The following is a 24,627-nucleotide window of genomic DNA, read 5'->3' as shown; positions in this document are numbered from 1 at the left end:
GACGATGTGCAGGGAGTAGCGGATAGGCTAATATCGTGCGGTTATTTGACTTGCTTAGCCATGGTGTCGGCTCAGCGCTGTCACGTCACTTCGATTTTACGGCTGGCGCTGACTGCATCGTCCAGATCCTGGATAGACTGAGTACCCGCTAGCATTTGCTCATAGCCATTCTTTCTTCGCCTATATGAACCTTCATCACCTCTTAGTCTTTCACACGATTGCCAAAACCGGCAGCATTACCGCCTCTGCAAAAGCGCTGCACATCTCGCAGCCGGCGCTGTCTCGCGAGTTGCGCAAACTGGAGGAACGCTTCGGTCTGACACTCTTTGAACGGCAACCGCGCGGCATGCGTTTGACGCACGCCGGCGAAGTTCTTGCCGAATATGCCGATCGCCTCTTTGATATTGCCAGAACGGCTGACCTGGCGATGAAGGAACTCGCAAGCGCCAAGGTTGGGCACTTATCCATAGCCGCGAGCAACACCATCGGTACCTATGTGTTGCCGCGCGTTCTTGCTCGTTTTCGCAGTAACAATCCAGGTGTGAAGGTCAGTCTTTTCGTGGGTAACACGGGACAGGTTTCTCAGGCCGTTGCGGACATGCGCTACTCGCTGGGGTTCATTGAAGGTCCTTTGCATATAAACGGTTTGACCGTGACCCATTTTCGCGAGGACGATTTGTTGCCGGTAGTGGCCGCGTGGCACCGCTTGGCCGATGCTACCGCCATCAACCCCCGGGATCTTAATGACGAGCCGTTACTGATGCGCGAGGTGGGATCGGGTACGCGCGAATTGATTGCGGCAGTACTCGAAGATCTGGACGTGCAACAAGGATCGATCATGGAGTTTGGCAACACCGAGGCCATCAAGCAGGCTGCCATTCATGGCGGCGGCATTGCCTGGCTGCCCGCCATCAGTATCGCGGATGAATTGGCCAACGACGTACTCATCCCTTTACCCTGCGCGCAGCTCACGCTTCGCCGGACGTTGAGCATTGTGCGTCGCGCGGCCGTACCTGATGGGCCGGCCGAGCGCGAATTGCTTTCCTTGCTCGAGCAGTAACCGCAAACGACGGGCAAAAAAAAGGGCAGAGCGGTGAGCTCTGCCCAAAAGCTATCAGAACACCGCTCGGGTTTAGCTGTTACCCGTCGTCGGTCGTTGAAGGACATGCCCGGCGACATTGACCCTGTGGCTGGCATGGCGACCCTGAATGAGATCGGGTCGCTGTGCCAGGCACCCGGTCACTTCGGCCAGCGCGGGAAGACCTTGGCCAGCCAATGGTCGGCGCTGACATAGCGACCTGCGCCATAGAAGAACAGCACCATGATCATGACCGCATAGGTCACCGTGAACTCGATACCGTTGTTGAGGATGATTGGATCACCCAGTTCCGTCACATAGTTGAAGCGGCCCGGGAAGGAATGCTGCAGCCAGGTCATGAGACCACTGAGGCGCATGCTTGCTTCCGTGGTTTTGCCGGCAATCGCGGCCCAGCCGTGCGCCCAGTGCACGGACAAGCCGGCGACGGTCATCAAGATCGCCAACGGAACGGTGACGATGCGGGTGAACAGCCCCAGGGCGATGCAGATGAGCCCTGCTACTTCGGTACCCGTGGCAAGCGTGGCCATCAGCGTGGGCAAGGGCATGCCGAGGCCGCCTTGGGCCACTGGGGTGGAGAACCACTCGACCAGGCCACTGAAACCGGTGACTTTGGCGTGGGCGCCCTCGTAGAGGGTGGGTAGCAGATACAGGCGGATAGAAAGTAGCGCTACGAAATCCAGCTTTTTGGACTTTTCGAGGCCGCGATTGAGGAGTGCGATCAGTTTAGCCATGGCGATGCCTTACTATTCGTGGTGTGAGGTGATGAGTTCGCGCTGAAGCGCGTGCGTGAACCAGTGGGCTGATTCCATCGGGGATACGAGTCGCTCACCGCCCGTGAAGGTGGACAGTTCTGCGATGTCGTGGTTTGAAAGCCGTTGCGTCACGACCCTATGGTCGAAGGTGCGAAAGACGGCATAGGCACAAGGCGCGTTGTTGTATAGCAATGCTTGCTCCGCAAGTCGGTCGTCCGCGTACAGGTCAAACGGAGTGGCCAGCCATCGCACGGTGGGGTTGAGGCGAATGAGGGTAGGGCGACGAGCCTCCTCTCCATGGGGACGGGGAACTGCGGTCTTATCGACCTCAACGTCAAACAGCATCCATTCGTACTCGATAAGGGCGCGCCCAATACCCGATGGCAGGCGCGGCTGCATGAAGCGGACAAACTCGGTCGCGAGGTGAATGAATTCGGCCCGTGTTGCGCCAAAGCATTTGTAGAATGCGTCGATATCCTGGCGCAGGCGCTCGGCACCGCGATGTTGGGCAAACCGTGGGAACATCGTGGCGACCAGCTCTTGCGCGTTCGCACGGACCAACTCGCCATACGGGCCGAGATCGCCGCGACGCACAGCCTGGCACCGGCGCTCAGCTTCGCTGGCGACATCCGGGGCGATGTGAAAGTTCATTGCAGATTCCCCGTCGAGCCGGTCATGGCCTGGTGGATGCCGCGCAGTTCCTCACATAGCTCGTCGAGGCTGGGTATATTGTTGTCGCGCTCCAGCACAATGGGCCGCTCGCCGAACCGATGGACCGCATAAATCCCCAAGCCCAGCACGGTGGCCGAGACATCGGCGCCGTGGGTGTCCAAGACCCGCTCTTGAGGACCATTATCGAGATGGCCGGCCATGTGAAAGTAGGTTACTGCGTCCGTCGGTAATGCATCGATGAATGCGCGTGGATCGGATCCGTGGTTACGCGCGTTGACATACGCATTATTGACATCCAATAGCAGCCCACAGCCCGAGGCGTCGACCAGGCGAGCGATGAATTCGCTTTCGGCCATCTGCCCCTCCTCATCGTAGTAGTAGGAGATGTTCTCCAACGCGATACGCCGGGACAGGTAGTCCTGTACCGCCTTGACCTTGTCGACCATTAGCTGCAGGCTCGCCTGCGTGCGATGCACAGGAATCAGCTCGTACAGGTAGCCGCGGCTATCGCGCGACATGCTCACGTGATCGCTGTAGATCGCAATGTCGTAGGTGTCTAAGAAGGTCTTCACCGCGCTCAAGTAGTCCATATCCAGTGGCTGAGCGTCGCCGATGGACAGGCTCAAGCTGTGTGCCACCATTGGATATTTATCCGCGATGGCGTCGAATTGTTCCGTGCTCTCTCCACCCAACCCCATCCAGTTGTCCGGTACGACTTCTAGAAAGTCGAAGTCAGTCCGAACGGGGCCGTTGGCGAGAGGCAAGGCAAACTCACGCCGGAGCCCAAGCCCTCGTCCTTGGGTGATCATTGGCCACAGACCCCTTCGGCGAGTTTCTTCTGGGTCGTTTCGGCGACGTCGTATCCTTGGGCGGTCAGACCACATTTGCCGTCCCGTGTACGGACCAGGCGATCCTGTGGGTTCTGATTGATCTTGGCCTTGCTGTAGATCTTCTCGGTGCCGCACTTGCCACTGGCACACTTGCCGCCACTCTTGGTGGTCTTGGCAATGGCCGGTGGCGGAGTTTCACTGGCGTGAGCCGGCTGGCTGATGACGGCGAGCGAGGCGAGCGAGGCAACGGCGATGGATAGCGCGAGTGTATGTTTCATTGTGTGCTCCTGGGTCATGGCATTTCGAAGCGCGACAGATCACGACCTGCGTAGACCGGGCCGTGGTAGTAGCGTTTGATAATTGCGACGTTGCTATCTTTGTTCTTCAGGGACTTGCCCATGAAGTGGTTGAGAACGAGCATCTTGGGGTTGATGGCTGCGGCGATCTTGCCGACGACCGTCGGCGTTGCATGGAGGAATTTAGAGGTGGCGTCGGCGTCGTCGTCGATGGCAGCCGGCATGACCAGGATGTCAGCGCCCTTGGCAAAGTCGACGAATCCGGCACGGCTGCCGTTCTGATCTGCGGAGATCACGATCGTGCCGCGCTTGCCCTCGATGCGGAACGCCAGGGTCGGTACATCGCCGTGCGGAATGCCGTAGGCATATACCTTGACCTCGGCGTCTTGATAAACGAGGGACGCTTTCTCGGCGTGGCGATCCACATCGATGATCGGGCTGACCTTTAGGTTCAACCCATCGCTTCCATCATGCAGACCCTCGAGGTAGGCAAACGAGCCAGTCTTGGCGCCGAACATGTCGTGGAAGAATTCCGTCATGCTCGGGAACGAGTCAGACCCGTCTGGACCGACCAGTGCAATTGTGTTGCTCGTGGCCATGAAGTACGCGCCCTTCAAGATGGCGGGCAAGTCGGCACTATGGTCCGTGTGAAAGTGCGAGATGCCGATGAAGTGCAGGTCTTCCAACCGGGCATGGGCCTGACCAAAGCGCAGGTACGTACCGCCGCCGGCGTCGATGAGCAGCCGTGACTTGCCATCGATCCAGACAATCTCGCCCGATGAAGCCCGGGCGTCGTCAGAGATGGGGCCACCGGAGCCGAGCAGTTGGATGCCCATGGAATGCGACGTGTCGTTACTGGTCGTAGCGGCGAATGCGCCGGTGGAGAGTGCCGCCAAGCCGAGAGCGGTGGCGATGCGCAAGATTTTTTTCACAGTGAGGCTCCAAGCGGGCTGAAGTGGAATGTGCAGGTCACCGAGTGGTGCCAAGCAGCACCAATGAGGTGTGACATATCGTCACCTACTGCTGACGTATGCACTATTGCTTGTTTTTGATATGTCGCATGCCTTTTTGGTATGCATTGGCGCGATGCGGCCGTGTGGGTGGCTTTGACGCTTTCTCTGGGCTGGGGGGACTTGAGCCATGCCGTTAGGGCATGGCGTACATGCAAAAAATGTCATCGTGCATAGCGGGGGAGAGTGGGAGGATGAATTCGAGCCATTAACCGGCCCATACCGCGTTACTTGCTAGTTGCTGTGGGCCCATTACCAGTTAACAAGCAACTTCCCACTAGAGAGATACCTTCATGAAATTGCTTATGCTTGGATTTGCTGTCTTGCTCGCCACCGGTTCAGCGTTTGCCGACACTACCGAGACCTCTCCGGTCATTCACGACAAGACCGGCTTCTACGTTCATATGGATGTAGCAAAAATCATATCCATGACTCAAATCCCGGACCAGTGCGGTGTGGTTCCTGCGCGTCTGGATTATCTGGACCATCAGGGGCGGGAGCATGTTCTGGACTATCAGGTTCAAGGACATTGCACGAACGAAAACTGATGGCTTGTTTTCTTTATGAATACTTAACGGTCAGTTGATAACGACACTTCCTAAAGCACCATCCATAACTTTCATTTAGCCCAAGCGGCTCTTCCCTTTATCACCTCAGGAGATTGATTCTATGAAACGCTCCACCCTTGTCATTGCCTGCCTATTGTCCGTTACTTCTATCGCCGCTGTTGCCGAAGACGGCTCTGACCGGGCCCGCGCCCGTTGGGAAGCGTTCCAGGCCAGCCAGGCGCAGGCCCACTCTGAAGCCGTGCAGAAGACCTTGACCGCTCAGACCAAAAACAACGGTTCTTCCGCAGTAGACACTACCGAACAGAAGCAACAGCCCGATACCTGATTGCTCGAACCATTCCCGGTACTCACTTCTTCTATGCTTTGCTGCGCTTGATGCTCCCTGAAAACAAGTCCAGAATTGAGTCTCTTCCTGTTTCGGCAAGAAGAGAAAACCCTTAGATTTCAATGGGTCGGACGCCAGATGCGAGTCTCGTTTCCCGCTCCAAATATTAAAAACGGACCTCTTATGAGGTCCGTTTTTTTTGCCCCAAAGAAAAGTCTTTCTTTGATTCTTCCGGCGGCGCTTACTGAAAAAGCACAAAGAGACAGGCTCAAGTAAGTGCATTTCTATGTGCACCGATCCGGGGCTTGCAAATTGCTTGCTTCTTGGTGCCAGCCTCACTGGAGATCGTACAAAGCTCCTCAATCCATACGAGATGGAGACTGTACGATGGCTCTCACCGCTACCACGGTCCGACACACCAAGCCTGATTTCAAGAACGACCCCCTTCCTGACTGCGACGGCCTCATCCTTTTCGTGAATACGAAAGACGCTAGCTCACAGCCACCGGCACGGCATCGGGGTGATGCCTTAGGCCGCGTCTGGATAGGCTCAACGAAAAGGCGCACAACAATTCCAGGGCTAGTTTTCAGCTGGCAGAACTGCTTGTTCTACTCTGCCTAAGTGCTACATGTGTGCGACGCGTGGGAGCGTCGCACCAGTTGCCTCAACGCCTCGGTCATCATCGGCTTGCCAAAGAGGAACCCCTGGGCGTAGTCGCAACCAATGTGGTGCAGATACTGCAACTGCTCTTCGGTTTCCACACCCTCGGCCACAACGGCTAGTCCCAGGGCGCGGCCCAGTTCCACTGCGTTGGTCAGCACTGCATTACGGCGCGAGATGTCGGGTTCGGCCAGGAAGCTGCGGTCAAGCTTGAGCTCGGTGAAGGGTAACTCCATCAGGCGTTGCAAGCTGGAATGGCCGCTGCCGAAGTCGTCGATGGCCAGGCCACAACCAAGAAGGCGCAGGCGAAGCAAGCAATCCAGACTGAGGGCAGGGGCCTGGATCAGGCCTGATTCCGTCAGCTCGAAGGTGACGTCGCCGGGGGCGACACCGAGGCGCTGTAACAGGTGCTCGATCTCGACGGCGAACCCCGGCCGGGTAATCTGTTCGGGTTCCAGGTTGAAGGCCACAGAGCATCCGGAATAATTGCTTTTGGGCAAATGCCCCAGCGTCTGCTCCATCATTTGAAAGAGTAGGGCATCCATCAGGCCACAGCGGCGCAATGCCGCAAGAAAGCTGCTGGGCAATAGCACTTCACCATTCGGACGTACCCAGCGTGCCAACACTTCAACGCCATGGATCTCGCCGCCAATCACTGACACTTTCGGTTGAACCACCGCCCGGAATTCCCCTTGGTTGAAGGCGCTTGCCACCTCTTCATCGGTAGGCGTTCTGACCAAAGCGGGGAGCGAACTGCCGGTCGGACGTGGTGAGTCGAATTCGTTCAAGAGCGCCACCAGAGCCTCCTGGGTTGCCGAGCCCGTACACAGATACACAGCAGACAGCCCTTGCAGGCTGAGTAATCGCGTCAGGGCTGCCCAACAACCGGGCGCCAGCTCACCTGTAACGATGACACCGTCGGCAAGCCGCTCGCGAGCAACGGCCTGCAGAAAGCTCAGGCGTCCAAGCGGGTTGCTGCGCAATTCGCACAAGAGCAGACGTACAACGCCAACAGCCCGCAACCTGGCCAGCGCCGTCGTTTCACTGGATATTTCCACTGCGTCGTAGCCAAGACAGCGTAGCGAGTTCATGGCCATCGAACGATGGAGGCCGGAGTCTTGCAAAACCAAAGCGGATAGCGTGGGCACGGTATGTTCCTGTTCCTGAGCGAGGCAGCAGAATTCTCCTACGCCTATTTTTCTTTGTTTGTAGGTCGCGTCCTACATACGTGTAGGAATCATCTGGGTATTCTGGATTTTGGTTGGATCAATCTACCCAACTCACCATTACGCTTGTCTTTTACTTGCTTGGAGTATCAAGCGTCGTGCAAGTTAATTTGATCGTGGTCAATCTTTGTGAGGCGCCCATAAGTTTCGCACTCTTTGCGCTGGATTAAGTTTTGATGTCGGATATTTTAAAACAAGCCAGCGATGTTGAGGCCCAATGCCTGGAGTTTCTTCAGGAAAATGCTGTAGAAGTTCAAGGAGGTTTAAACTTTATAATTTGAAGATTTACTATGTCCTGCTATAACTTAAGTTAACAGGTGGAGGCGATGGGGGTTGAGTGCGAGAAGCGTCAGATGCCCACCAGAGCGCATCTTGAGAGATATGAGGCTGACCACCAATGCGCGCCTATATTTTCGCATTGCTACTAATAGTCCAGCCCGCTCTGGCCGGTCTGGCAGAGTTCTATGGTGACCTTGCACAACTGGAGTTGTATTCAAGGCCAATGACCGAACACAAAGAAATGGACCTTGAGGCGAGCGACCGGATATGGCTGAGGGAAAAGGGGCAGCTGGTCCTTGGGGTCTCACAGCCTGACTACAGGCCTTTTGATATAACCCTCAATGGCGCCAAGTATGAGGGTGTGACTGCAGATATATCAGGCGCGCTGGCAAAAATGCTGGGTGTGGACTTCGTGATTCGCCCGTTTGCCAACAGGGACAGCGCTATAGCTGCCTTGAAGTCAGGCAGCATCGATTTGCTAGCCAGTGCAAATGGTTATGAAGCGAGTGATCCGGACATCGTACTTTCGAAGCCTTATGCCCCCGACCAGCCTGTGCTGTTCAGTCGCTTGAATGACGCTCGTGATTTCCAGGGCAGCCTGGCAGGCATTCGTGTGGCTGTTGCCAGTGACTACATCACCCATGATGTCATGGTTAACGACTTTAACGGCGCCATGGTCGAGTTCTATCCGTCCCGGGAGAAAGGGCTGGCGGCCTTGGCCTTCGGGCGAGTGGATCTTTACTTGGGAGACGCACTGTCGTCCAATCTTTTGATCAATGAAAATTATTTCAACTATGTAAAATTCGAGCGATTCGCAGATATCAATAGCGGAGGCACCAGTTACGCACTTAGGAAAGATAATCTACTACTGCGTCATCTCATTGATGACGCCATTGGAGGCATAAGCAGTCAAGAATACGATGAGATTTTGCGGCGATGGGCGGGTGGTATTGGCGCGGTGATGGGGAGAAAAATAATATTCAATAAAAGCGAACGGGACTGGATCGCCCGAAACCCGATTGTTCGCATTGCTGTCAATACTGGGCAGGCGCCGGTCGCCTTCATCGATACCGATGGAAACTTCAGTGGCATCGCTTCGGATATTCTAAAAATTGTCAGCTTCGACACCGGTATAAAGTTCGAGCCGGTGGCGTATGACAAGTTCGAAAACCTGCAAGGCGCTATCCTCGCGGGTGAAGCGGACCTGGCGTGCTTGACCAAAACAGCCGCGAGGGAGGCAAAGTTCAGATTTAGCGAGAATTTCGCATTTTCGCCCTTTGTCATAATGACAGGCGAGGTCGGTCGTAGTCTCGTCAGTCTGGAACAACTGCGCGGCAAGCGGGTGGCGCTACCCAAGGGGCATGTCGCTGCAGAAATTTTGCAGGATGCATTTCCGGATATCGAGATCAGGGAAACCAGCAATTTGCTGGAGTCGATGAGTCTGGTTACCGAGGGCAAGGCCATCGCCACCATCGCACCCTTGAGCATTGCCCGCTTCTACTCGGAGCGCATGAGTGGCGACAAGACGTTCATCAACAGCATCGTCGATGAGGATGGCGCCAGGTTCTCGTTTGCCATGCGGCGCGCGGACACAGATCTACACGCCATCCTGAACAAGGTCCTGGCGGTGATTCCACCGGATGAGTTGACAGTGATCAGCAATCGCTGGCGCGCCAATCCCGCTGTCTGGATAAAAAGCTGGAAAGATTACAGTCTGATCATTTTGCAGATTATCGGTGTGGCTGCCCTGTTGTTGGCCGTCTCTCTGATCTGGAATATTTACCTGCGTCGCCAGGTCGCCCAGCGTAATCAAGCGCAAAAGGAACTGGACGAGCAACTCCGGTTCATGCAGTCGTTGATCAATGGTACGCCTCATCCCATTTATGTAAGGGATCGCGAAGGTCGCCTGTTATCCTGTAACACCTATTACCTGCACGCCGTTGATCGTCGTTTCGACGAGCTGAAAGGGAAGCGTTCATTCGAAGGCTCTAAAATCGATAGGTTACAGGCTCACGCACTGCACGCCGACTACATGGAAGTTGTCAGGTCAGGGAGGCCGATTGAAATGGACCGGCCCCTGCAAGTAAAAGATCAGGCCACGACTATCTATCATTGGATATACCCTTACAAAGATGCCGCCGGTGAAGTTCAGGGCGTGATCTGTGGCTGGATAGATATAAGCGAGCGCCGCAAGCTCATCGAAGAAATTGCGGCCGCCAGGGACCAGGCCGATGCTGCAAGTCGCGCCAAAACTACCTTTCTGGCGACAATGAGCCATGAAATCCGCACGCCAATGAATGCCATTATTGGTCTGCTGGAGCTTTATCTGAGAGGCACCAGCAAAGAAACCTTCGGTCGCTCGCTGATTGAAGTCGCTTACGATTCGACGATCAGCCTGTTGGAGTTGATCGGGGACATCCTCGATATCGTAAGGATCGAGTCCGGAAACCTGAGTCTCAGCTCACGTCGCGCCGACCTGCGCGAGTTGTCGGAATCGGTTGTCAGAGTATTCGATGGGCTGGCCAGGCAAAAGGGGCTGTCCTTGAGTATTGCGTTTCACGGCGCGCTAGGTTGCGAAGTATTGATCGACCCCGTGCGTTATAAACAGATCCTGTCCAACCTGGTCGGCAACGCTATCAAGTTCACCGACTCCGGCGACGTTCGCATCAAGGTTACCGGCACTCAAATGGCAGCAGGGCAGTTGCAAGTCGAGGTTCTGGTGGAGGACAGCGGCATCGGTATTTCACAGGCGGACCAGGGCAACCTGTTCAGGCCATTCGAGCAGGTGGGAACCCAGGAACTCAATGTAAGAGGAGGGGCGGGCCTGGGGTTGGCTATTTGCCGCTCTCTGGCCGAGATGATGGGGGGGACTCTGTCGCTGGAGAGCCGGCCGGGGGTAGGCACACGGGTAAGGCTTCAGTTGGCGCTGAGTCTGCTGGAGCCGCTAACTCCTTCCGAGCGGGATCAAGGCAAGCACATCGATATCGCCCAGTCTTACCGGCCTGACCTGAAGATATTGGTGGTTGACGACAATTCAGCGAACCGACTAGTACTTTTTCAGCAGTTCACCTTCCTGGGACATCGTGTCACGAGCGCTTGTGATGGTGTCGAGGCGCTGCTGGCATGGAAGGCGAGTGACTTCGATCTTGTCGTTACCGATTGCAATATGCCGCGGATGAGCGGGTATGAACTGGCGAGAACACTTCGCGAGGAGGAAGCGAAGCGCGGCACCTCTAGGTCCGTCATTCTTGCGTTTACCGCCAATGCCCAGACGGATGAAATCAATAAGTGCCTTGATGCGGGTATGGACGATTGCCTGTTCAAGCCCGTAACCATCGATGATCTGGAGCAGCGACTGCGCAAATGGTTCGGGATTGCCGAGCACAGGGCCGCGGCGGCAATCGAAGTTCCAGAGAGGAGTAGCCCTTCGATGGCAGGCCTTCTTGGAAGCAAGGCGACATTCGAGCTTGCCTCGCTGATAGCGATAACCAGGACCGATCACGATGCACTCAAACAGATGCTCCAGGAGTTCATGACTTCGAACAGGAAGGACCTTGATCAGCTGTTGGCGCTCTATGCTCAAGAGGACTGGCAAGGTTTGGCGCAAGCCGCCCACAAGATCAAGGGAGGGGCAAAAGTCCTGCAGGCACGCAACTTGATCAGCGCCTGCGAGTCCGTCGAGCAACGTAGCCAGTTACCCTCAGCGAGCAGTGCTGACTTGAATAGCGCCATCGAGTTGATAACGCAGGAAATACATCGACTGGAAGCGGACCTGATGAAAACGCTCGCCGAGCTTTGAGTCGGCGCTTAAATGTCGTTCCTTTTCGCGATCTCGGCGAGCTCCACAACTGTCTTGACGTTGAGCTTCAGGAGCAGGCGGCTTTTGTAGGTGCTGATGGTTTTGTGGCTGAGAATGAGTTCGTTGGCAATATCCAGATTGCGTTGCCCGGTGGCCAGCCTTTTCAGCACCATGATTTCGCGATTGGACAGGGATTTAAGCAGTTCACTCTCGGGGCACTGGGCAGACGACGGATTTTCGGGGTACAGGGCATTGTCCGGGAAAAAGCTGTAGCCGGACGAAATGACTTTTATCCCCCTTTGCAACTCGTTGAGACTCCCATCCTTGGATATGAAACCGTTGGCTCCGGCCTTCATGCAGCGGGCGGCGAACAACTCGGAGGGCTGAGAGGTCAGCACAAGGATGCGGGGCTTGGAACCGTTCAACCGAATGCGCGAGATGACCTCCAGGCCATTGAGCCTGGGAATGCCGATATCGAGTACCACGATATCCGGCTTCTGTTCGCGGACCATCGAAACCGCTTCCACACCATCGCCCGATTCGCCGACGACCTCGTGACCGTCCTGCTTCAGCAAAATTCTGACCGCCATTCTGATGGCAGGATGATCATCAATGATGACTACTTTTTTCATGGTAATTTCCGCGATGTACTTGAGTTAAATGCCGCTGCTGTTTCCCGCGAAGTAGTCTGGGAACCTGGGTCATTCATAGAACAAGGTAAAAATGGCCGTTGTGGACACCAGGCCCGAGGTCATATCGCTGCTATTGGTCACTGTGCGGTTATAGCGCGCAGTCAGCGGAATGCTGACGCCCTGGGTGGTGCCCGAGGTCTGCATATGCAGGATCTTCTTACCCAGGGACAACGTCTCGACGCTGTTCAAGTCTCCCCGGAACAGGCGTACGCCCACGCCCGTGGCCATCCCCGGTCCGCTGGCGTTGGCCAGCACGTCGGGGGCGACCTCGGTGCCATCGATCTGATAACTGACTTTCACGCCCGGGTCGCACAGCAAGTTGATGGCGAACGCCCGGGCCTTGTCATTGGCCTGGATAACGGGCGGGCCATCCGCGAAGTCGGTCTTGGCGATGGTCGGCAGATGGACATCGATGTTGCGGCTGTCGGCGTTCACTTCGCAACCCAGGCCGGTAATCGTGGTGCCGCCAGTCAGGCTGAGATGGGCCACGGGGAGGTCGATATATTTGATGGTCGAGATGCCACTGACGCTCAACACGCCGGCGCTGGCTTCGATAGTGCCCGTTTTGATCAGGCGCACCCGCCAGTTGATGTTCACTGTATATTTTTGCGCAAAAACTTCCCAGGCGGTGTTGGGTACCGGGTAGTTCTGAGTTGCGTCGGGGTTGCAGGAAGCAGTCGCCTGATTGCACCAGAATACCGATATGCCGACGCCGGGGATATTGGTTTCGAACACCGAACTGAAGCCTCTGCTGGTGTAGCCGGGTACCGCCGCGCCGATGCTGCCAGGAAGGGTGCCAGACATGGTTCCGCTCGACGAGCAATTTAACTGCGGGGAACTGAATGCTCTCCAGCCGCTCTCCCACAGCACTGTACCGTTGGTGGCGTTGCGCGGGATAGGGATCGACGCCGGCAAGGCGATGGCGGCGTTCGACGTGCTGTAGCCGTTGTCGAACGTGCAGCCGGCTGCCCATACCGAGGGCGATACCAGCAGCAAGAGCAGAAACGGAAGAATTTTCATGGTGGCCTCGATGACTCAATGAGTGGCGACTTGGGGCGCGCCGATACGGCTGCACAGCGCCTCGACTTTGATGAAGTGACCGGTTTTGACAGGTTTCGCGGAGGCCGGCGGCAAGCGATAGTGCGTACGGCACTGACGTTCATCGCCCTGGCCCCAGCGTACGGTCAGCTCGCCTTCGGGTTCGGCGGTACGGATAAACACCCGGCTGCCCTGGCCGACCAGTGTCAGGCTGTTACCCCCGGCGTCGAGCACCTCGGCGCCTACCGGCAGCATCTCGCCACGCTCGTCACGCACTGTCAGCAGTACCGGCTCGCCGGTGACGGTCGGGTACCTGAGCATTACCACCGCGCCGTAGCGTGGCGCGACGTTCTGCGAAGTGAGTTGCAGTTCGACGTCGTCGGCCGTGCCCTTGGGGTCGAGCGTCACTTCGTTCTGGCGATAGGGCATCAGGCTGGAAACCACACCGTAGCCGCTGCCGTCCACCTTGGCACCGCTGCTGTTGAGCAACGCCGCACCTTCGGCGCCCTTGGCTTCGACTATCGCCCGGGTCTCGCCCTGGGCCTGACTGAAGGTTATACCGCCGGGGTGGGCGACGATGCTGCCCGAGAGCCCCATGCCGACCTGGCGATAGCCATCGCCATCGCTGTAGCTGCCCGACACGTTGGTGCTGGCCGCGCGGTACTGGACGTTGGCGCCGCCGGCGCTGCTGCTGTCTCCGTCGGTGCTGCTGCGCGTGCCGTACACGCCATAGTTGAACTGGTTGAATTCCCCCAGCGACCCGGAAATGCCTGCCTGGCTATTGAGTTCGCCCTTGTCTGAATAGGTCGTCGAGCTGTTCAGGTGAGGGGCATGGCTGGAGCGTCCCAGGGGCAGTGACAGGGTCAGCATGTACTGGGTGTCCGTTTCTCCCTGGTCCGTCTCGGTGCGGCTGGCCGAGAGGCTCATGCTGCCCCAGCGGAAACTGTTGGAGTAACCGGCCTGGTAACCGACATCGCCGTCCTTGCCGGTCTGCCAGTAGTTCTGCGCCGAGCCGCTGACGAACAGGCTGCCGTAATCGTCGGCGAGCGGCTGGTTGACGTTGACCTGCAGGCGATTGCGTTGGCGGTGCGGAGTTTGTGACGTGGTATCCCGGGCCTGGGTGAAGTCGCTGAAACTCAGGTAGCCGGCGCTGGAAAAACGGTAGGCGGCAACCACGAAGTTGGTCCGTGTGGTCTCCACCAGCTTGCTATAGCTCAGGCGATAGCTCTGCCCGCTGGAAGAACCGCTCAGCTCTGAGTCGGCGTCCAGCCCCGAGGCACTGGAGTGGGTGACGTCGAAGGCAAATGCACCCACCGGGGTGCTCAGCGCCAGACCGCCTTGTACGGCCATGTACTGGTCGGCAATGATGCTGCCGGTATAGCCGGTCCACATGTTGGAGATGCCCCGCTGGTAGGTGCCTTGGACGAACACCGGTTGCTCCTGCAGGTCATCGTCGCGATAGCGGCCGGCCGTCACGCTGTAGCGTGCAGTGCCGGGGCGCAGCAATTGCGCCACCGAGGCGTAGGGCACTACGAAACGACGAATCCGGCCATCGGCTTCGGTGACGGTAACGTCCAAGTCACCCGAATAACCGGTGCTGTGCAGATCGTCGATGACGAAGGGACCTGGCGCTACGCTAGTTTCATAGAGCACGGCGCCAGCCTGGCGCACCGTGACCCGGGCGTTGCTTTCCGCCGTGCCGCGCACGGCCGGGGCGAAGCCGCGCTGCGAGTCGGGCAGCATGCGGTCGTCGGAGGCCAGTTGCACACCGGTATAAGGCACGCTGTCGAACAGGTCCGCCGGGGTGTAGTACTCGCCGAGGGTGAGCTGTGACTTCAGCCCGGTGATGTCGCGTTGCGCGTAGCTGCTGACCGCGTCGTAGTGGCTGGCGGTCGCTCCCGCACCGCTACTGCGGCTGTAGCTGCCATTGTGACGCAGGCGCCAGTCGCTCAGGTTCACACCGGCATTGAAACCGACGTAGTACTGGCTGGTGTCCTGGCCGCCAGCGTCGCTGCGCAAGGCATTGCTGTTGTAGTCGACGAACGCCGCGGTGACACCGCGGTCCCAGTCGTGCGGATCAACGTAACCACGGGAGGCACGGCGGAGGTAGGCCTGGGGAATGCTCAGGTCCAGGCGCAGGGCGGACAGGTCCAGGTCGGTGCGCGCACCGGGCACATGCTCGGTGATGTTGATGCAGTCAGCGTCCGCCGCCTCGGCGATTTTTGGCAGGCGCTCGACATCCAGGCCGAGACTGGCCAGTTGGCTGCGCTTGAAGCAGTAGCGCATTGACTGTTTGTCCTCGGTTTCCTGTACTCGTACATCTTGGCGTCCGATCCAGCTCTGGTTGATGTATACGTCCAGCCGGTAGCTGCCCGCCGCCACCGGATTGCCCCGTTCGAAGCGGGAAACATCCACGTTGCGCCCGCCCGGGCCCTGAAGGAAGTCAGGGTTGAACGAGGCTTGCAGAACATCCGCCTGAGTCATTTTCGCAGCCAGGCAAGAGCCAATCGCAGTGGCCAGAAGCACGCGGCGGGCATGGGGCAGCCCGCCAGCGTGGTGGCGCGGCGAACGGGTCGTCGTAGACATGGGAGTACCTTGGAGCGTTGGTGGGGCGAGCTCGGCCTTCGGGTTTGCGTGAGTCAGGGCAGGGTGATGGTCTGTTCGGGGGCGGCGCCGAAGTCGCTTAGCCAGCGAAAGCGCAAGGTACCGCCGCTGCCGCCGGAGTAGCCGGGCAGTGCGAAATTCTGGTGGCTGAAAGGCGCGATCATGCCGCCGCCGGTTTCGACGTTCTGGCCGCCCTTGCTCAGGACCAGCGTGCTGAACGAAAGGTGATAGGGGCTCGGATTCTCGCCACGCAGCACATAGCCGCTACCTTGCCGTTGCACCTGCCAGCTCACCTTGCCAACGGCGCTTGGCAGATCGCCGGGCAACCCGCTCGGGCGGTAGAACAGCTTCAGCCGTGAGCGCACAGCCACCTGCATCATGTTGCTGCTGGCGTCCTGCGGCATCGGAGGAATTTCCAGGGCATTGAACCAGAACAGGCTCTCGCGATCCTGCGGCAGATTCTCTCCGGTGAATGCCAGGCGCACGCTCTGACCCTTCTGCGGGTCGAGACGGAAGATCGGCGGCGTGGCCAGGAAGGGGGCATCGGCCTCCTGTGGCTTGATCTGGGCATCGCCACGGTCGACCCAGGTCTGCATCAGCACGGGCGTCTGGCCCTTGTTGGTGAGTTTTACGGTGACCTCGCGTTCCTTCGCGGGATAGACGATTCGTGTTCCATCGATCAGTACGCCGGCGATGGCATCGGACAGGACCGAGGCGCCAAGCAGCATGCCAGCGATCAGGGAATACAGCCGGCGGGTTGGGGCAGACAGCATCTCAGGTACCTCACGGGCCCGGGGCGGTAGCCCCGGGCGCAATGGATCACTCGTAGGTGAGTTGGTAGTTGGCCATGGCGGCGACATCACCGGCGCCGGCGCTGCCTGCTTGCGAGTAGTACTGGGCGTAGTACTGCAGGGTGACCGGGGTCGAACCGTTGACGGTGACCGCTCGGGCCAGTTGGGCGGTGGCGTCGTCGGTGTTGATGTTGATCGCGGTCTGCGCCTGGTCTAGCAGCTGCACCTGAACGTTACTCGCAGCGGAGGTGGCGGTGTTCTTCAGGTTGCCGTAGGCATCGACGTTGCTGTCCGGCACAAAGGCGGCGGACACTTTCACGCCATCGGCGCAGCCGGTAACTTTCATGGCGAAACCGGTACGGCCGGTGCTGCTCTGTGCGCTGGTCAGCAGGTCCTTGTCGACACTGGGCAGCTTGACGGCCAGGTTGGTGACGGACGAGTCGAGCACGCAGCTGGTTTCGGTGACCTTGCCGGTGATGTTGATCACGCCGGTTTGTGGTGGCGCAGCTACAGCATTCACGGATATGCCGGCGGTGACCAACAGGGTGGCGGCAGCATACTGATTCAACTTCATGAGTGAATTCTCCAGAAAAATCGAACAAAGAAATCCGTCAAAACCAGGCAGTTAGAATCTGCTGATCACCATGGAAACGGGTGGCTTGGACGGGCCAGCACTCTATCGATGGGTGGTTTCAGGGCCTGTAGGAAAAGTCTGACTAGGCTGTAGGGATTATCTAAGTTTGAGGGGGGCACATGCCGAGCCAGAATTGCCGGAAACTTGCCTGTGCGCCTCTTGCTGAGGGTGGGTCGAGTACGAATCAGGCAGGGGGAAAGGAAAATGACCGCCTGGGTTATCGATGGACCACGGTGCTCGATCACCTGGATCGCTAAGTCAGTTGAGCGCCATAAAAGAATTTGTTCGTCGCAGACGATGGCAGATGGGGGCTGCCACAAGTGCTATAGCTGTTAGAGGTATTTGGACGTGGGGGCCACCTGTCATGAGCAAAGTCCTGATCGTCGATGAGCAGCCGGTGACCCGACATGCGTTGCGCTTGTTGCTCGAGGCCGCCGGTCACGAAGTGGTCCTGGAAGTCGACAACGGTCTGGACGCCATCGAGCAGGTGCGCATCCAGGTACCCGAGGTGATGGTCCTGGAGCTTTCCATTCCGAAGCTGGGTGGGTTGGAGCTCATCAAGCGTTTGTCCGACCGGGGAAGTCCGGTGCGGATCCTGGTCCTGACCTCCCAGGACTCGGAATATTATGCGGGGCGTTGCCTGCAGGCTGGTGCGGCGGGGTTCGTCAGCAAGCAGGAACCGCCTGAGACATTCATGATGGCGATGAAGGCCGTTTCTTGTGGGCAAACCTACTTTCCGGCTCATGCGTTGGGCACCGTCCAGACGCAGACTGCACTCTCTACCTTGAGCACGGAGCTGAACCAACTGTCGGCACGGGAATTGACGGTCCTGCAACTGCTGGCCCAGGGACTGAGCAATATTGCGATCGCCGATCAGCTCCTGATCAGTGGGAAAACCGTGAGCACCTACAAGACTCGTCTGATGCAGAAGCTCAAGGCGAATTCCTTTGTCGAAATGGTCGATATCGCCAGAACCCAGGGGCTGGTCGTTGGCCAGGCCGAGCAGGGCAAAACCGCAGAGCAGGAGATCGACCCCGAGCGGCTCAGACGCCTGGAAATGTTGCATCAGATGATCGAGTTGATGCCCAACCCCATTCATTTCCGCGACCTGCAAGGGCGGTTGCTGATGTGTAATCAGGCACTTCTGGACATGCTCCAGGCGACCCCTGAGGAGGTGCTGGGCAAGAACATCTTGGAAGGCGACTGGTATCCGCCTGAACAGTCCCAGTTCCTCCACGAGATGTACCTGAAATGCGTCGAGGAAGGAAAACCCTGGCAAGGTGATTTCATTGTCGACCCCAAAGGTGGGCATAGAGTGATGCATGCCTGGTTGAGCCCCTACCGGGACTCTGATGGCACCTTGTTGGGGATGATTGGAGGCGGCGTCGATATTACCGGCAGAACCCAGCTGTTAGTCGAGTTACGCAATGCCTATGAGTTGCTCGAAGCCGGTCAGCGCACCCGAAGTCAGTTCCTGTCGGCAATAGAACGGGAGATTTCATTGCCGCTGAATACCGCCGAGGCCTTGCTCAATCTGGTGCTCAGCGAGCCCATCGCGAATTCCGCGCTGCGCGACAGACTGAATCTGGTGCAGGGTTCGATCACTCAGCTCACGACCATGCTTTTGGACTTGCGAGAGCTTTCCCGACTCGAATCTGACAAGCGTCACTTCGCGCCGCAAAGCTCGGACCTGCAGCAACTGGCCGAAGATGTCGCCAACGAACTCCGTGGGGCGGCCACCAGCAAGGGCCTTGAGTACATCGTCGAACTGCATCAGGTGCTGCAGTCCGAGGTCTGGATCGATCCGGATCGCTTCAAGCAATTGCTGCGTAACCTGTTGAGCAATGCCATCAAGTTCACCGATACCGGCTCGGTGGTCTGCAAGCTCCGTGCGATTGGCTGTGGAGAGGGCCTGGTGAAGGTCCGGCTGGTGGTCGAGGATACGGGGATAGGGATTTCCGAAAGTGACCAGATCCGGATATTCGAACCCTTTATTCAAATCCAGGCGGCCGGACGCTATCGGCAAAGTGGCACCGGCCTGGGGCTGGCGCTGTGTCGCCAGTTGGTGGCGCAGATGAAGGGCGAGATCCTCCTCACCAGCCAGCTAGGGAAGGGCACCTGTTTCCAGGTGGACTTTGAAGTGCCGCAGTCCTTGAAACTTTAGGGTGCGGACGTTTCCCATCTTGCGTATCGACGCCAGGGGCATTCGCCCATATCGTGACCAGTGCGACGGCGGGTAATTTTGCAGGGCGGGCGACAGTTCCTGCCGATCCGGGCGCGCTTTCCAAACTGCTTCAGCAGGCATTAACCTGCTTGCGTAAAGCGTCGGGCAGATGGCTGTCTGGTCGCTAGCGATTGGGCATTTGCTGGAGGCGATGTTCCAGTGGCGTGCATGCGAACCAGCGCAAGTGCGCCCGGCAAAATGAAGTGGTGCGCCGGTAGCCGAGTTCCTGGGCAATCTGCGCCACGCTGAGGGCCGTATTGGTCAGCAACTGTCTGGCTTGCTGGCGCCGTGTCCGGTCCACCAGTTGTTCGAATTCGATTCCGTCTTCGGCCAAGTGCCTTTGCAGTGTCCTGGGATTAAGGCCCAGGGTTACAGCCACCTGATCCAGGCTGCAACGTTGTCGGGGCAGGAGCATCTGGATCTTCTGGGCAACCTGGTCATGCAGGCTACGATTGGCGGAACAGTTGGCCTCAAGGTAGAAGCGCATGATGTCATGGAGCACGGGATCGAATTGCACACAGGGCCGTTGCAGATCCTCGGCATGCAGCACCAAGACGTTATGTTCCTGCGAGAAAAGCACTGGGCAGTTGAAATAGCTTTGGTAGATGGCTTGGCTGGCTTGGGGCAGGTGTCGAAACAGTACGGTCTTGGGTTGGAATGGGCCACTCAGCAGTTCGGCGATCAGCAGGCTGCCCTGCAGTACGGACTTCTCGACGATCTGTGGTGTTACCAGATTGCACCCAAGAGCGTTTTTGAAACACAGCAGCGCCTGGCCGTGTCGGCGTTCCAGGCTGAAGTGAATGGATTGGCTATAGACATGCATGTAACGAATGACCGCGACCAGGGCATCGCCCACAGTGGGAGCCGATTGCGCCAGATAGTGCAGGGGGCCCAGCAACGTGGTTCTCTGGCGCGAAGCCAGCTCCATGCCGAATTCCGGCATATGCAAGGCGTGCGCACTGCCTTCGAAGATATGCACCAGGCTCTTGTAGGAGCAGGTTCTTTCATAGTTGCCGACGACGCCCAGATCGATGTGATGGGGCGTCAGGTATTCACGCATCGATGCGCCTCGTACGGCGAGCAACTCACCGTACTGCAGGAAGGCGGTGCCGCGAACACTGTCCATTGAGCTGCCCTGATAATCAATCGTCGACAGGGTCTGCCGCCGGCCCTACCGCGTCTGGTAGTTCCGGGGCCTGGCCAACCCATGTATTGAAGAGTTCGTACCCGATCGCCAAGACGACGGGGCCGATAAACAGACCGATGAAACCATAGCTGATCATGCCTCCCAAGGCACCGATCAAAATCACCGGCATCGGCACCGAAACCCCGCGCCCCAGCAGCAATGGCTTGAGCACATTGTCCGAGAGCCCGGCGGCTATTGTCCAGATGGAGAAAATGACGGTAGGGGTACTGACCCCTTGCTGGCTGATGACGTAAATCACCACCGGCGCAGTAATCAGCAGCACGGGCAGTTGCATGATACCCAGCAGCAGAACCAGCAGTGCGAGCAGTCCGGCGCCGGGAACGCCCATCACCACCAGGCCGATCCCGACCAGCAGCATCTGGATGAACGCAATACCCACCACGCCCTGGGCGACTGCCCGGATGGTGGCGGCGCACAGCGTGGCCATCTCCTCTCCACGTTCCGGATTGAAGATTCGTTTGGAGATGGCAATGCCTTTTCGGGCGCTACTGTCGCCGTGCGCGATAAACAAGCCGGCGATGATCAGCGCCAGGACAAAGATCAGGATGCCAGTCCCGACGCCTGCCAGCTTGAGCAAGAGCATGGTGCTGAAGCCTTTGAGATGAGGCACCACTTGCTGCATCGCCCACGTCAGATCAGAGGAGGCGTGACTCCAGATTTGAAAGAGCGGTTTGCCGATGAGCGGCCATCCCTGCACGGCTTCCGTGGGCGGCGGGAGGCTTAGGTTCCACTCATTGGCTGATTGCAATGCGCCTTGCACCGATACGGCGAGCGACTCGCCGAGAAAACTCAGCGGCACCATCAGGCAGAGCAGTATCAGCAAGACCAGCAATAGGGCGGATTTGCCCGGGGAGATGCCTATGGCATTGGCCATACGGCTATTGAGCGGGTTCAGGGTGACGGCAAGGATCACGGCCCAAAGCATGACTCCGAGGAAAGGCTGAAAGATCTGATAACAGAAGAGGGTCAAGGCGGCGATAAGCCCCGCCCGTATCAATACATCCAGAAGCTCCTTGGCATTGAGGGGCGTCATGGGTTTTCCGGTTGTCATAGCTTTCGCCTTCTTGGGCTGTGCGGGCGCCATATGCCTGCGATCATGCTGCGTGGGCAGCGATAGTATTAATATATAGACACTAAGTATGAACGCTACACAAAAAAATACCGGTTTGTGCGGCGTGTCGTGTAATGAGCATTACGCGTCTGCCGGGCGACTGAACGTGGTTATGTTAGAGTCGTACCGACAACTATAACGTTCAGTGCCATATGCTCAGTATTCTGTAATTAAAGGTTCATCATGTTTTCAACGAACATCGGGTCATATCACCGAATGATTTCGATCATCCGCAGCAATCAGCATCCGTCTCAAGGCGTATTAAGAGATTGCCTCGGTCAATAAAATCCAGCTGATTCTCGACAAGCAAAACTTCCAGAGCTTACTTCATTTGCATCATGTGCGAATAAGGATAGCGCGTGAATCCTATCCGTATGGGAGCACAACTTAAGGAGCAAGTAATGGATCCAATAAAGAGGGGTGATAGCCTGTTCCGACAGCTATGGCATAGAGCCATAATTTACCTGGCGCCTGCCGGGACAGACTGATCGATGGGCGCGTGTGAGTCCCCCTCACATGACCGAAGTCTTATTTCGTTTTCAGCATTTCGTAGGACTTGGCCATATCCTTGGCCCAGCCATCGAGTACAGCCTTGACGTCCTTGGCCTGCATGACCTGATCGGAGTTCTCCAGGTCGGCCCCGGCTCCCTTGCGCACGACTTCGGCGACCACTTCATTGCTCTCGGCATCAACGAAGACGGCTTCGGTGGCAAGGCTGGTGTCCTGGTCACGAATACCGGTGGCGGTACTGACACCGGCGGCAACCAGGGCAATCGGGATGACTTCGTAAGGACGCAGCCCCTTGGTCTTCGCACTGACCGCAGTAATAGCCGGTCGCACGATCAGAACGCCTGCGCCAGGGCCTTTGGCCAACGGCAAGACCTTGGTGAATTCGCGCTGTAGCGTTTGGTCGTAGTACTGGGTGATGCCTTGCAACGTGCTGGCCGGGATCTTCTCGGTAGGCTGTGGCCTCGGATACAGTTGGCTAGGTTCGATATAGACCCGGCTGTAGCGACTGACGTCCACACCCGGTTTGATCCAGCGCATTACCGGCGCTCCGGAGGGCGACTTGTCTTCCTTGAGCGTGCTGTAATTTTTTAGAAACCCGGAATACTGCTCGGGATCGACGTATTTGCTGGCGCAACCGGTCAGCGCGAGCGTTGCCGTACACAACGTGGCCAGAAGAAAATTCGACTTCATGGTGGTGCTCCTTATGGACAGATCTACAGTAAATCGCTGGGGGGACATCGAACGGTCAATGCACGTCAAAAGCGCCATGTTGCTCCACCGCCAATGATGTGCAGAGCGGCGTTGTGGTAGGTGCCCGAGAGTGTGTCGCCCGAACGGGCCTTGGTTTGCTCATCGTCCATATCACCTAGCCACACCAACGTGTACGCCATGTGCAGGTCAAGACCATCCTCAAGTTGATAATTGATTCCGGTAGACAGGCGCCATGTCTCGCCCATCGGGTTGTCCACCGTCCGGTCTTTGTCGTCCACCGCCGAACTGTCATAGCCCAGCCCCATATTCCAACGCAGTTTGGGGGTCGCCTGGTACTGGGTGCCGATAGAGGCATGCCAGGTGTCTTTGTACTGACGGTCGACGGTGCGACTGACGCCTGCTGCATTGGTATCGACCTCGACCCCGATGCTGCCGAACTCACTCCAGTCCTGCCAGCCGAGGCTGCCAAGCAGCGTCCATTGACTGTCCAGAGCGTGGGCAACGCTAAATAGCACGGTTTGGGGGACTTGCAGATCCAGCTTGAGATCGTCGACACCGAGGCGCCCCAAGGCCGTATTGAGCAGGGGATTGCTGACGTCGCGCAGTTGCGGACTGTCCTTGAACTCAAGGTTGATCTTGCTGGTGTAAGCGAGCCCTAACCGAGTGCGTTCGTTCAGCCGATAGAGCACACCAAGGTTGACGCCCGTACCCACATCAGTGTCCTTGAACTCCAACTGCCCATCTGGCCGGTCGAGCAGGCCGAGTGCGTTATTGTTGATGGCCATCTCGGTGCGATAGTAGGCATACATGAACCGAGGGCCGATCCCGACAGACAAGTCATCAGTGAACTTGTAGGCCAACGTGGGCTGGAAAGACACGCCGATGATTGCCGCTTCCTGGGCAAAGTAGCGCCCGGCCCAGTCATCGTCGTAGTCCAGCGCCAGACCAAAGTTACCGTACATGCCGAAACCGATAGCTGTTTTTTCATCGATTTGGTGGCTGATGAACAGGCTGGCACCCGGCAGATACTGCAGCGCGTTGCCGCCTTCGTTACCGTCAAACTGGTTATTGCCATCACGAGAGAAACGGATGTTGCCAAATATCACCTGAGCGTTTGCGCTGATCTGCGTGCCGGATAATTCGGTAATGCCTGCCGGGTTGCTCATCAACACACTAGGGTCGTTTGCCAGGGCTGCTGCGCCGGCATTGGACAAACCATTACCTTCCTGACCCGCCTCGTAAATCAAAATGCCACCGGCCCGGGCTTCACTCGTGAGAAGACCAAGGCCATAGAAAAATATCGAAAGGTAGAGTCGTCGAGAGAGGTGGCGTTTATTCGTCTTCATAACGCTTCCTTGTCGGATCCCATGGCTTGAAAGTTCTGCGGCAGATAAAAATACAGGACTCATATTGCAATACAGTTTTCGATGCACAGATAACTGTTTTGACTATGAATAGTGGAGGCCACGATAACGTAAACCGGCTTAGATGGCGCTCTAGGCGCAGCACGGGAAACAGTCAATATGCTCTTTACGCGACAACTAGGCGATAAGTCTCTAAGGCGAGTGTCTTTATCGCACCAGAGAGA

General features: G+C 57.5%; 20 protein-coding genes. 5 read left to right on the top strand and 15 right to left on the bottom strand.

The genetic code is table 11. The annotated features are described in order from the left end of the window. Positions 1-184 precede the first annotated feature (184 nt). Positions 185-1,060: a LysR substrate-binding domain-containing protein gene (locus tag AC07PQ_RS02540; protein ID WP_493184540.1), complete on the top strand. Its 876-nt coding sequence runs from the start codon at positions 185-187 to the stop codon at positions 1,058-1,060. Between the two features lie 179 nt (positions 1,061-1,239). Here AC07PQ_RS02540 and AC07PQ_RS02535 read toward each other — a convergent pair whose 3' ends face one another. From AC07PQ_RS02535 to AC07PQ_RS02515, 5 genes are read right to left on the bottom strand one after another with little or no spacing between them, the layout of a single operon-like run. Next, positions 1,240-1,830: an HvfX family Cu-binding RiPP maturation protein gene (locus AC07PQ_RS02535; RefSeq protein ID WP_493184541.1), complete on the bottom strand. Its 591-nt coding sequence runs from the start codon at positions 1,828-1,830 to the stop codon at positions 1,240-1,242. 12 nt (positions 1,831-1,842) lie between these two features. Further along, entirely contained in the window at positions 1,843-2,502 is a 660-nt protein-coding gene (locus tag AC07PQ_RS02530; RefSeq protein ID WP_493184542.1) for a hypothetical protein, read from the bottom strand. Further along, entirely contained in the window at positions 2,499-3,332 is an 834-nt protein-coding gene (locus tag AC07PQ_RS02525; RefSeq protein ID WP_493184543.1) for an MbnB/TglH/ChrH family RiPP precursor modification enzyme, read from the bottom strand. Before AC07PQ_RS02525 ends, AC07PQ_RS02530 begins: the two co-directional genes overlap by 4 nt. After that, complete coding sequence (locus AC07PQ_RS02520) at positions 3,329-3,631, bottom strand: hypothetical protein (protein ID WP_493184544.1); 303 nt, start codon at positions 3,629-3,631, stop codon at positions 3,329-3,331. The genes AC07PQ_RS02525 and AC07PQ_RS02520 overlap by 4 nt, the downstream gene beginning before the upstream one ends. Before the next feature lie 14 nt (positions 3,632-3,645). Continuing rightward, positions 3,646-4,581 carry an MBL fold metallo-hydrolase gene (locus AC07PQ_RS02515; protein WP_493184545.1) on the bottom strand — a complete coding sequence of 312 codons (936 nt, stop codon included), beginning with the start codon at positions 4,579-4,581 and terminating at the stop codon, positions 3,646-3,648. Between the two features lie 371 nt (positions 4,582-4,952). Here AC07PQ_RS02515 and AC07PQ_RS02510 point away from each other — a divergent pair, with 371 nt between their 5' ends. Further along, positions 4,953-5,207: a DUF2790 domain-containing protein gene (locus tag AC07PQ_RS02510; protein ID WP_493184546.1), complete on the top strand. Its 255-nt coding sequence runs from the start codon at positions 4,953-4,955 to the stop codon at positions 5,205-5,207. Positions 5,208-5,328: 121 nt separating this feature from the next. After that, positions 5,329-5,553 (top strand): hypothetical protein, encoded by a 225-nt coding sequence (locus AC07PQ_RS02505; RefSeq protein ID WP_493184547.1) that lies wholly within the window; start codon positions 5,329-5,331, stop codon positions 5,551-5,553. Positions 5,554-6,170: 617 nt separating this feature from the next. On the opposite strand, the gene AC07PQ_RS02500 is transcribed toward AC07PQ_RS02505, so the two are convergent. Beyond that, a complete protein-coding gene (locus AC07PQ_RS02500) occupies positions 6,171-7,361 on the bottom strand; it encodes an EAL domain-containing protein (protein ID WP_493184548.1) in 1,191 nt (396 codons plus the stop codon). A gap of 475 nt (positions 7,362-7,836) precedes the next feature. Between AC07PQ_RS02500 and AC07PQ_RS02495 the strand changes: the two genes are divergently transcribed. Further along, positions 7,837-11,517: a transporter substrate-binding domain-containing protein gene (locus tag AC07PQ_RS02495; protein ID WP_493184549.1), complete on the top strand. Its 3,681-nt coding sequence runs from the start codon at positions 7,837-7,839 to the stop codon at positions 11,515-11,517. Between the two features lie 8 nt (positions 11,518-11,525). Here AC07PQ_RS02495 and AC07PQ_RS02490 read toward each other — a convergent pair whose 3' ends face one another. The 5 genes from AC07PQ_RS02490 to AC07PQ_RS02470 form a co-directional block, all read right to left on the bottom strand. Continuing rightward, positions 11,526-12,149, bottom strand: coding sequence for a response regulator (locus tag AC07PQ_RS02490; RefSeq protein WP_493184550.1), 624 nt, complete (start codon positions 12,147-12,149; stop codon positions 11,526-11,528). Between the two features lie 69 nt (positions 12,150-12,218). After that, positions 12,219-13,229 carry a fimbrial protein gene (locus AC07PQ_RS02485; RefSeq protein WP_493184551.1) on the bottom strand — a complete coding sequence of 337 codons (1,011 nt, stop codon included), beginning with the start codon at positions 13,227-13,229 and terminating at the stop codon, positions 12,219-12,221. A gap of 15 nt (positions 13,230-13,244) precedes the next feature. Further along, complete coding sequence (locus AC07PQ_RS02480; RefSeq protein WP_493184552.1) at positions 13,245-15,833, bottom strand: fimbria/pilus outer membrane usher protein; 2,589 nt, start codon at positions 15,831-15,833, stop codon at positions 13,245-13,247. 53 nt (positions 15,834-15,886) lie between these two features. After that, positions 15,887-16,624, bottom strand: coding sequence for a fimbrial biogenesis chaperone (locus AC07PQ_RS02475; protein ID WP_493184553.1), 738 nt, complete (start codon positions 16,622-16,624; stop codon positions 15,887-15,889). A gap of 46 nt (positions 16,625-16,670) precedes the next feature. Beyond that, on the bottom strand, positions 16,671-17,216 hold the full coding sequence (locus tag AC07PQ_RS02470; RefSeq protein WP_493184554.1) for a fimbrial protein: 546 nt from the start codon (positions 17,214-17,216) through the stop codon (positions 16,671-16,673). A gap of 424 nt (positions 17,217-17,640) precedes the next feature. Between AC07PQ_RS02470 and AC07PQ_RS02465 the strand changes: the two genes are divergently transcribed. Continuing rightward, entirely contained in the window at positions 17,641-19,440 is a 1,800-nt protein-coding gene (locus AC07PQ_RS02465; protein ID WP_493184555.1) for an ATP-binding protein, read from the top strand. Positions 19,441-19,624: 184 nt separating this feature from the next. On the opposite strand, the gene AC07PQ_RS02460 is transcribed toward AC07PQ_RS02465, so the two are convergent. The 4 genes from AC07PQ_RS02460 to AC07PQ_RS02445 all read right to left on the bottom strand — a co-directional run bounded on the left by AC07PQ_RS02460 (position 19,625) and on the right by AC07PQ_RS02445 (position 24,385). Then, complete coding sequence (locus AC07PQ_RS02460; RefSeq protein ID WP_037034343.1) at positions 19,625-20,626, bottom strand: AraC family transcriptional regulator; 1,002 nt, start codon at positions 20,624-20,626, stop codon at positions 19,625-19,627. A 16-nt stretch (positions 20,627-20,642) separates the two neighbouring features. Then, entirely contained in the window at positions 20,643-21,740 is a 1,098-nt protein-coding gene (locus AC07PQ_RS02455; RefSeq protein ID WP_007924423.1) for an AI-2E family transporter, read from the bottom strand. A gap of 606 nt (positions 21,741-22,346) precedes the next feature. After that, complete coding sequence (locus tag AC07PQ_RS02450; protein WP_007924421.1) at positions 22,347-23,018, bottom strand: DUF3313 domain-containing protein; 672 nt, start codon at positions 23,016-23,018, stop codon at positions 22,347-22,349. Between the two features lie 65 nt (positions 23,019-23,083). Next, positions 23,084-24,385: an OmpP1/FadL family transporter gene (locus AC07PQ_RS02445; RefSeq protein WP_007924419.1), complete on the bottom strand. Its 1,302-nt coding sequence runs from the start codon at positions 24,383-24,385 to the stop codon at positions 23,084-23,086. Positions 24,386-24,627 lie beyond the last annotated feature (242 nt).

The organism is Pseudomonas sp. GW821-FHT09E12 (assembly GCF_059416085.1).
Note: the sequence above shows the minus strand (reverse complement) of the source record. Positions and strands in the feature narration are given on the sequence as shown.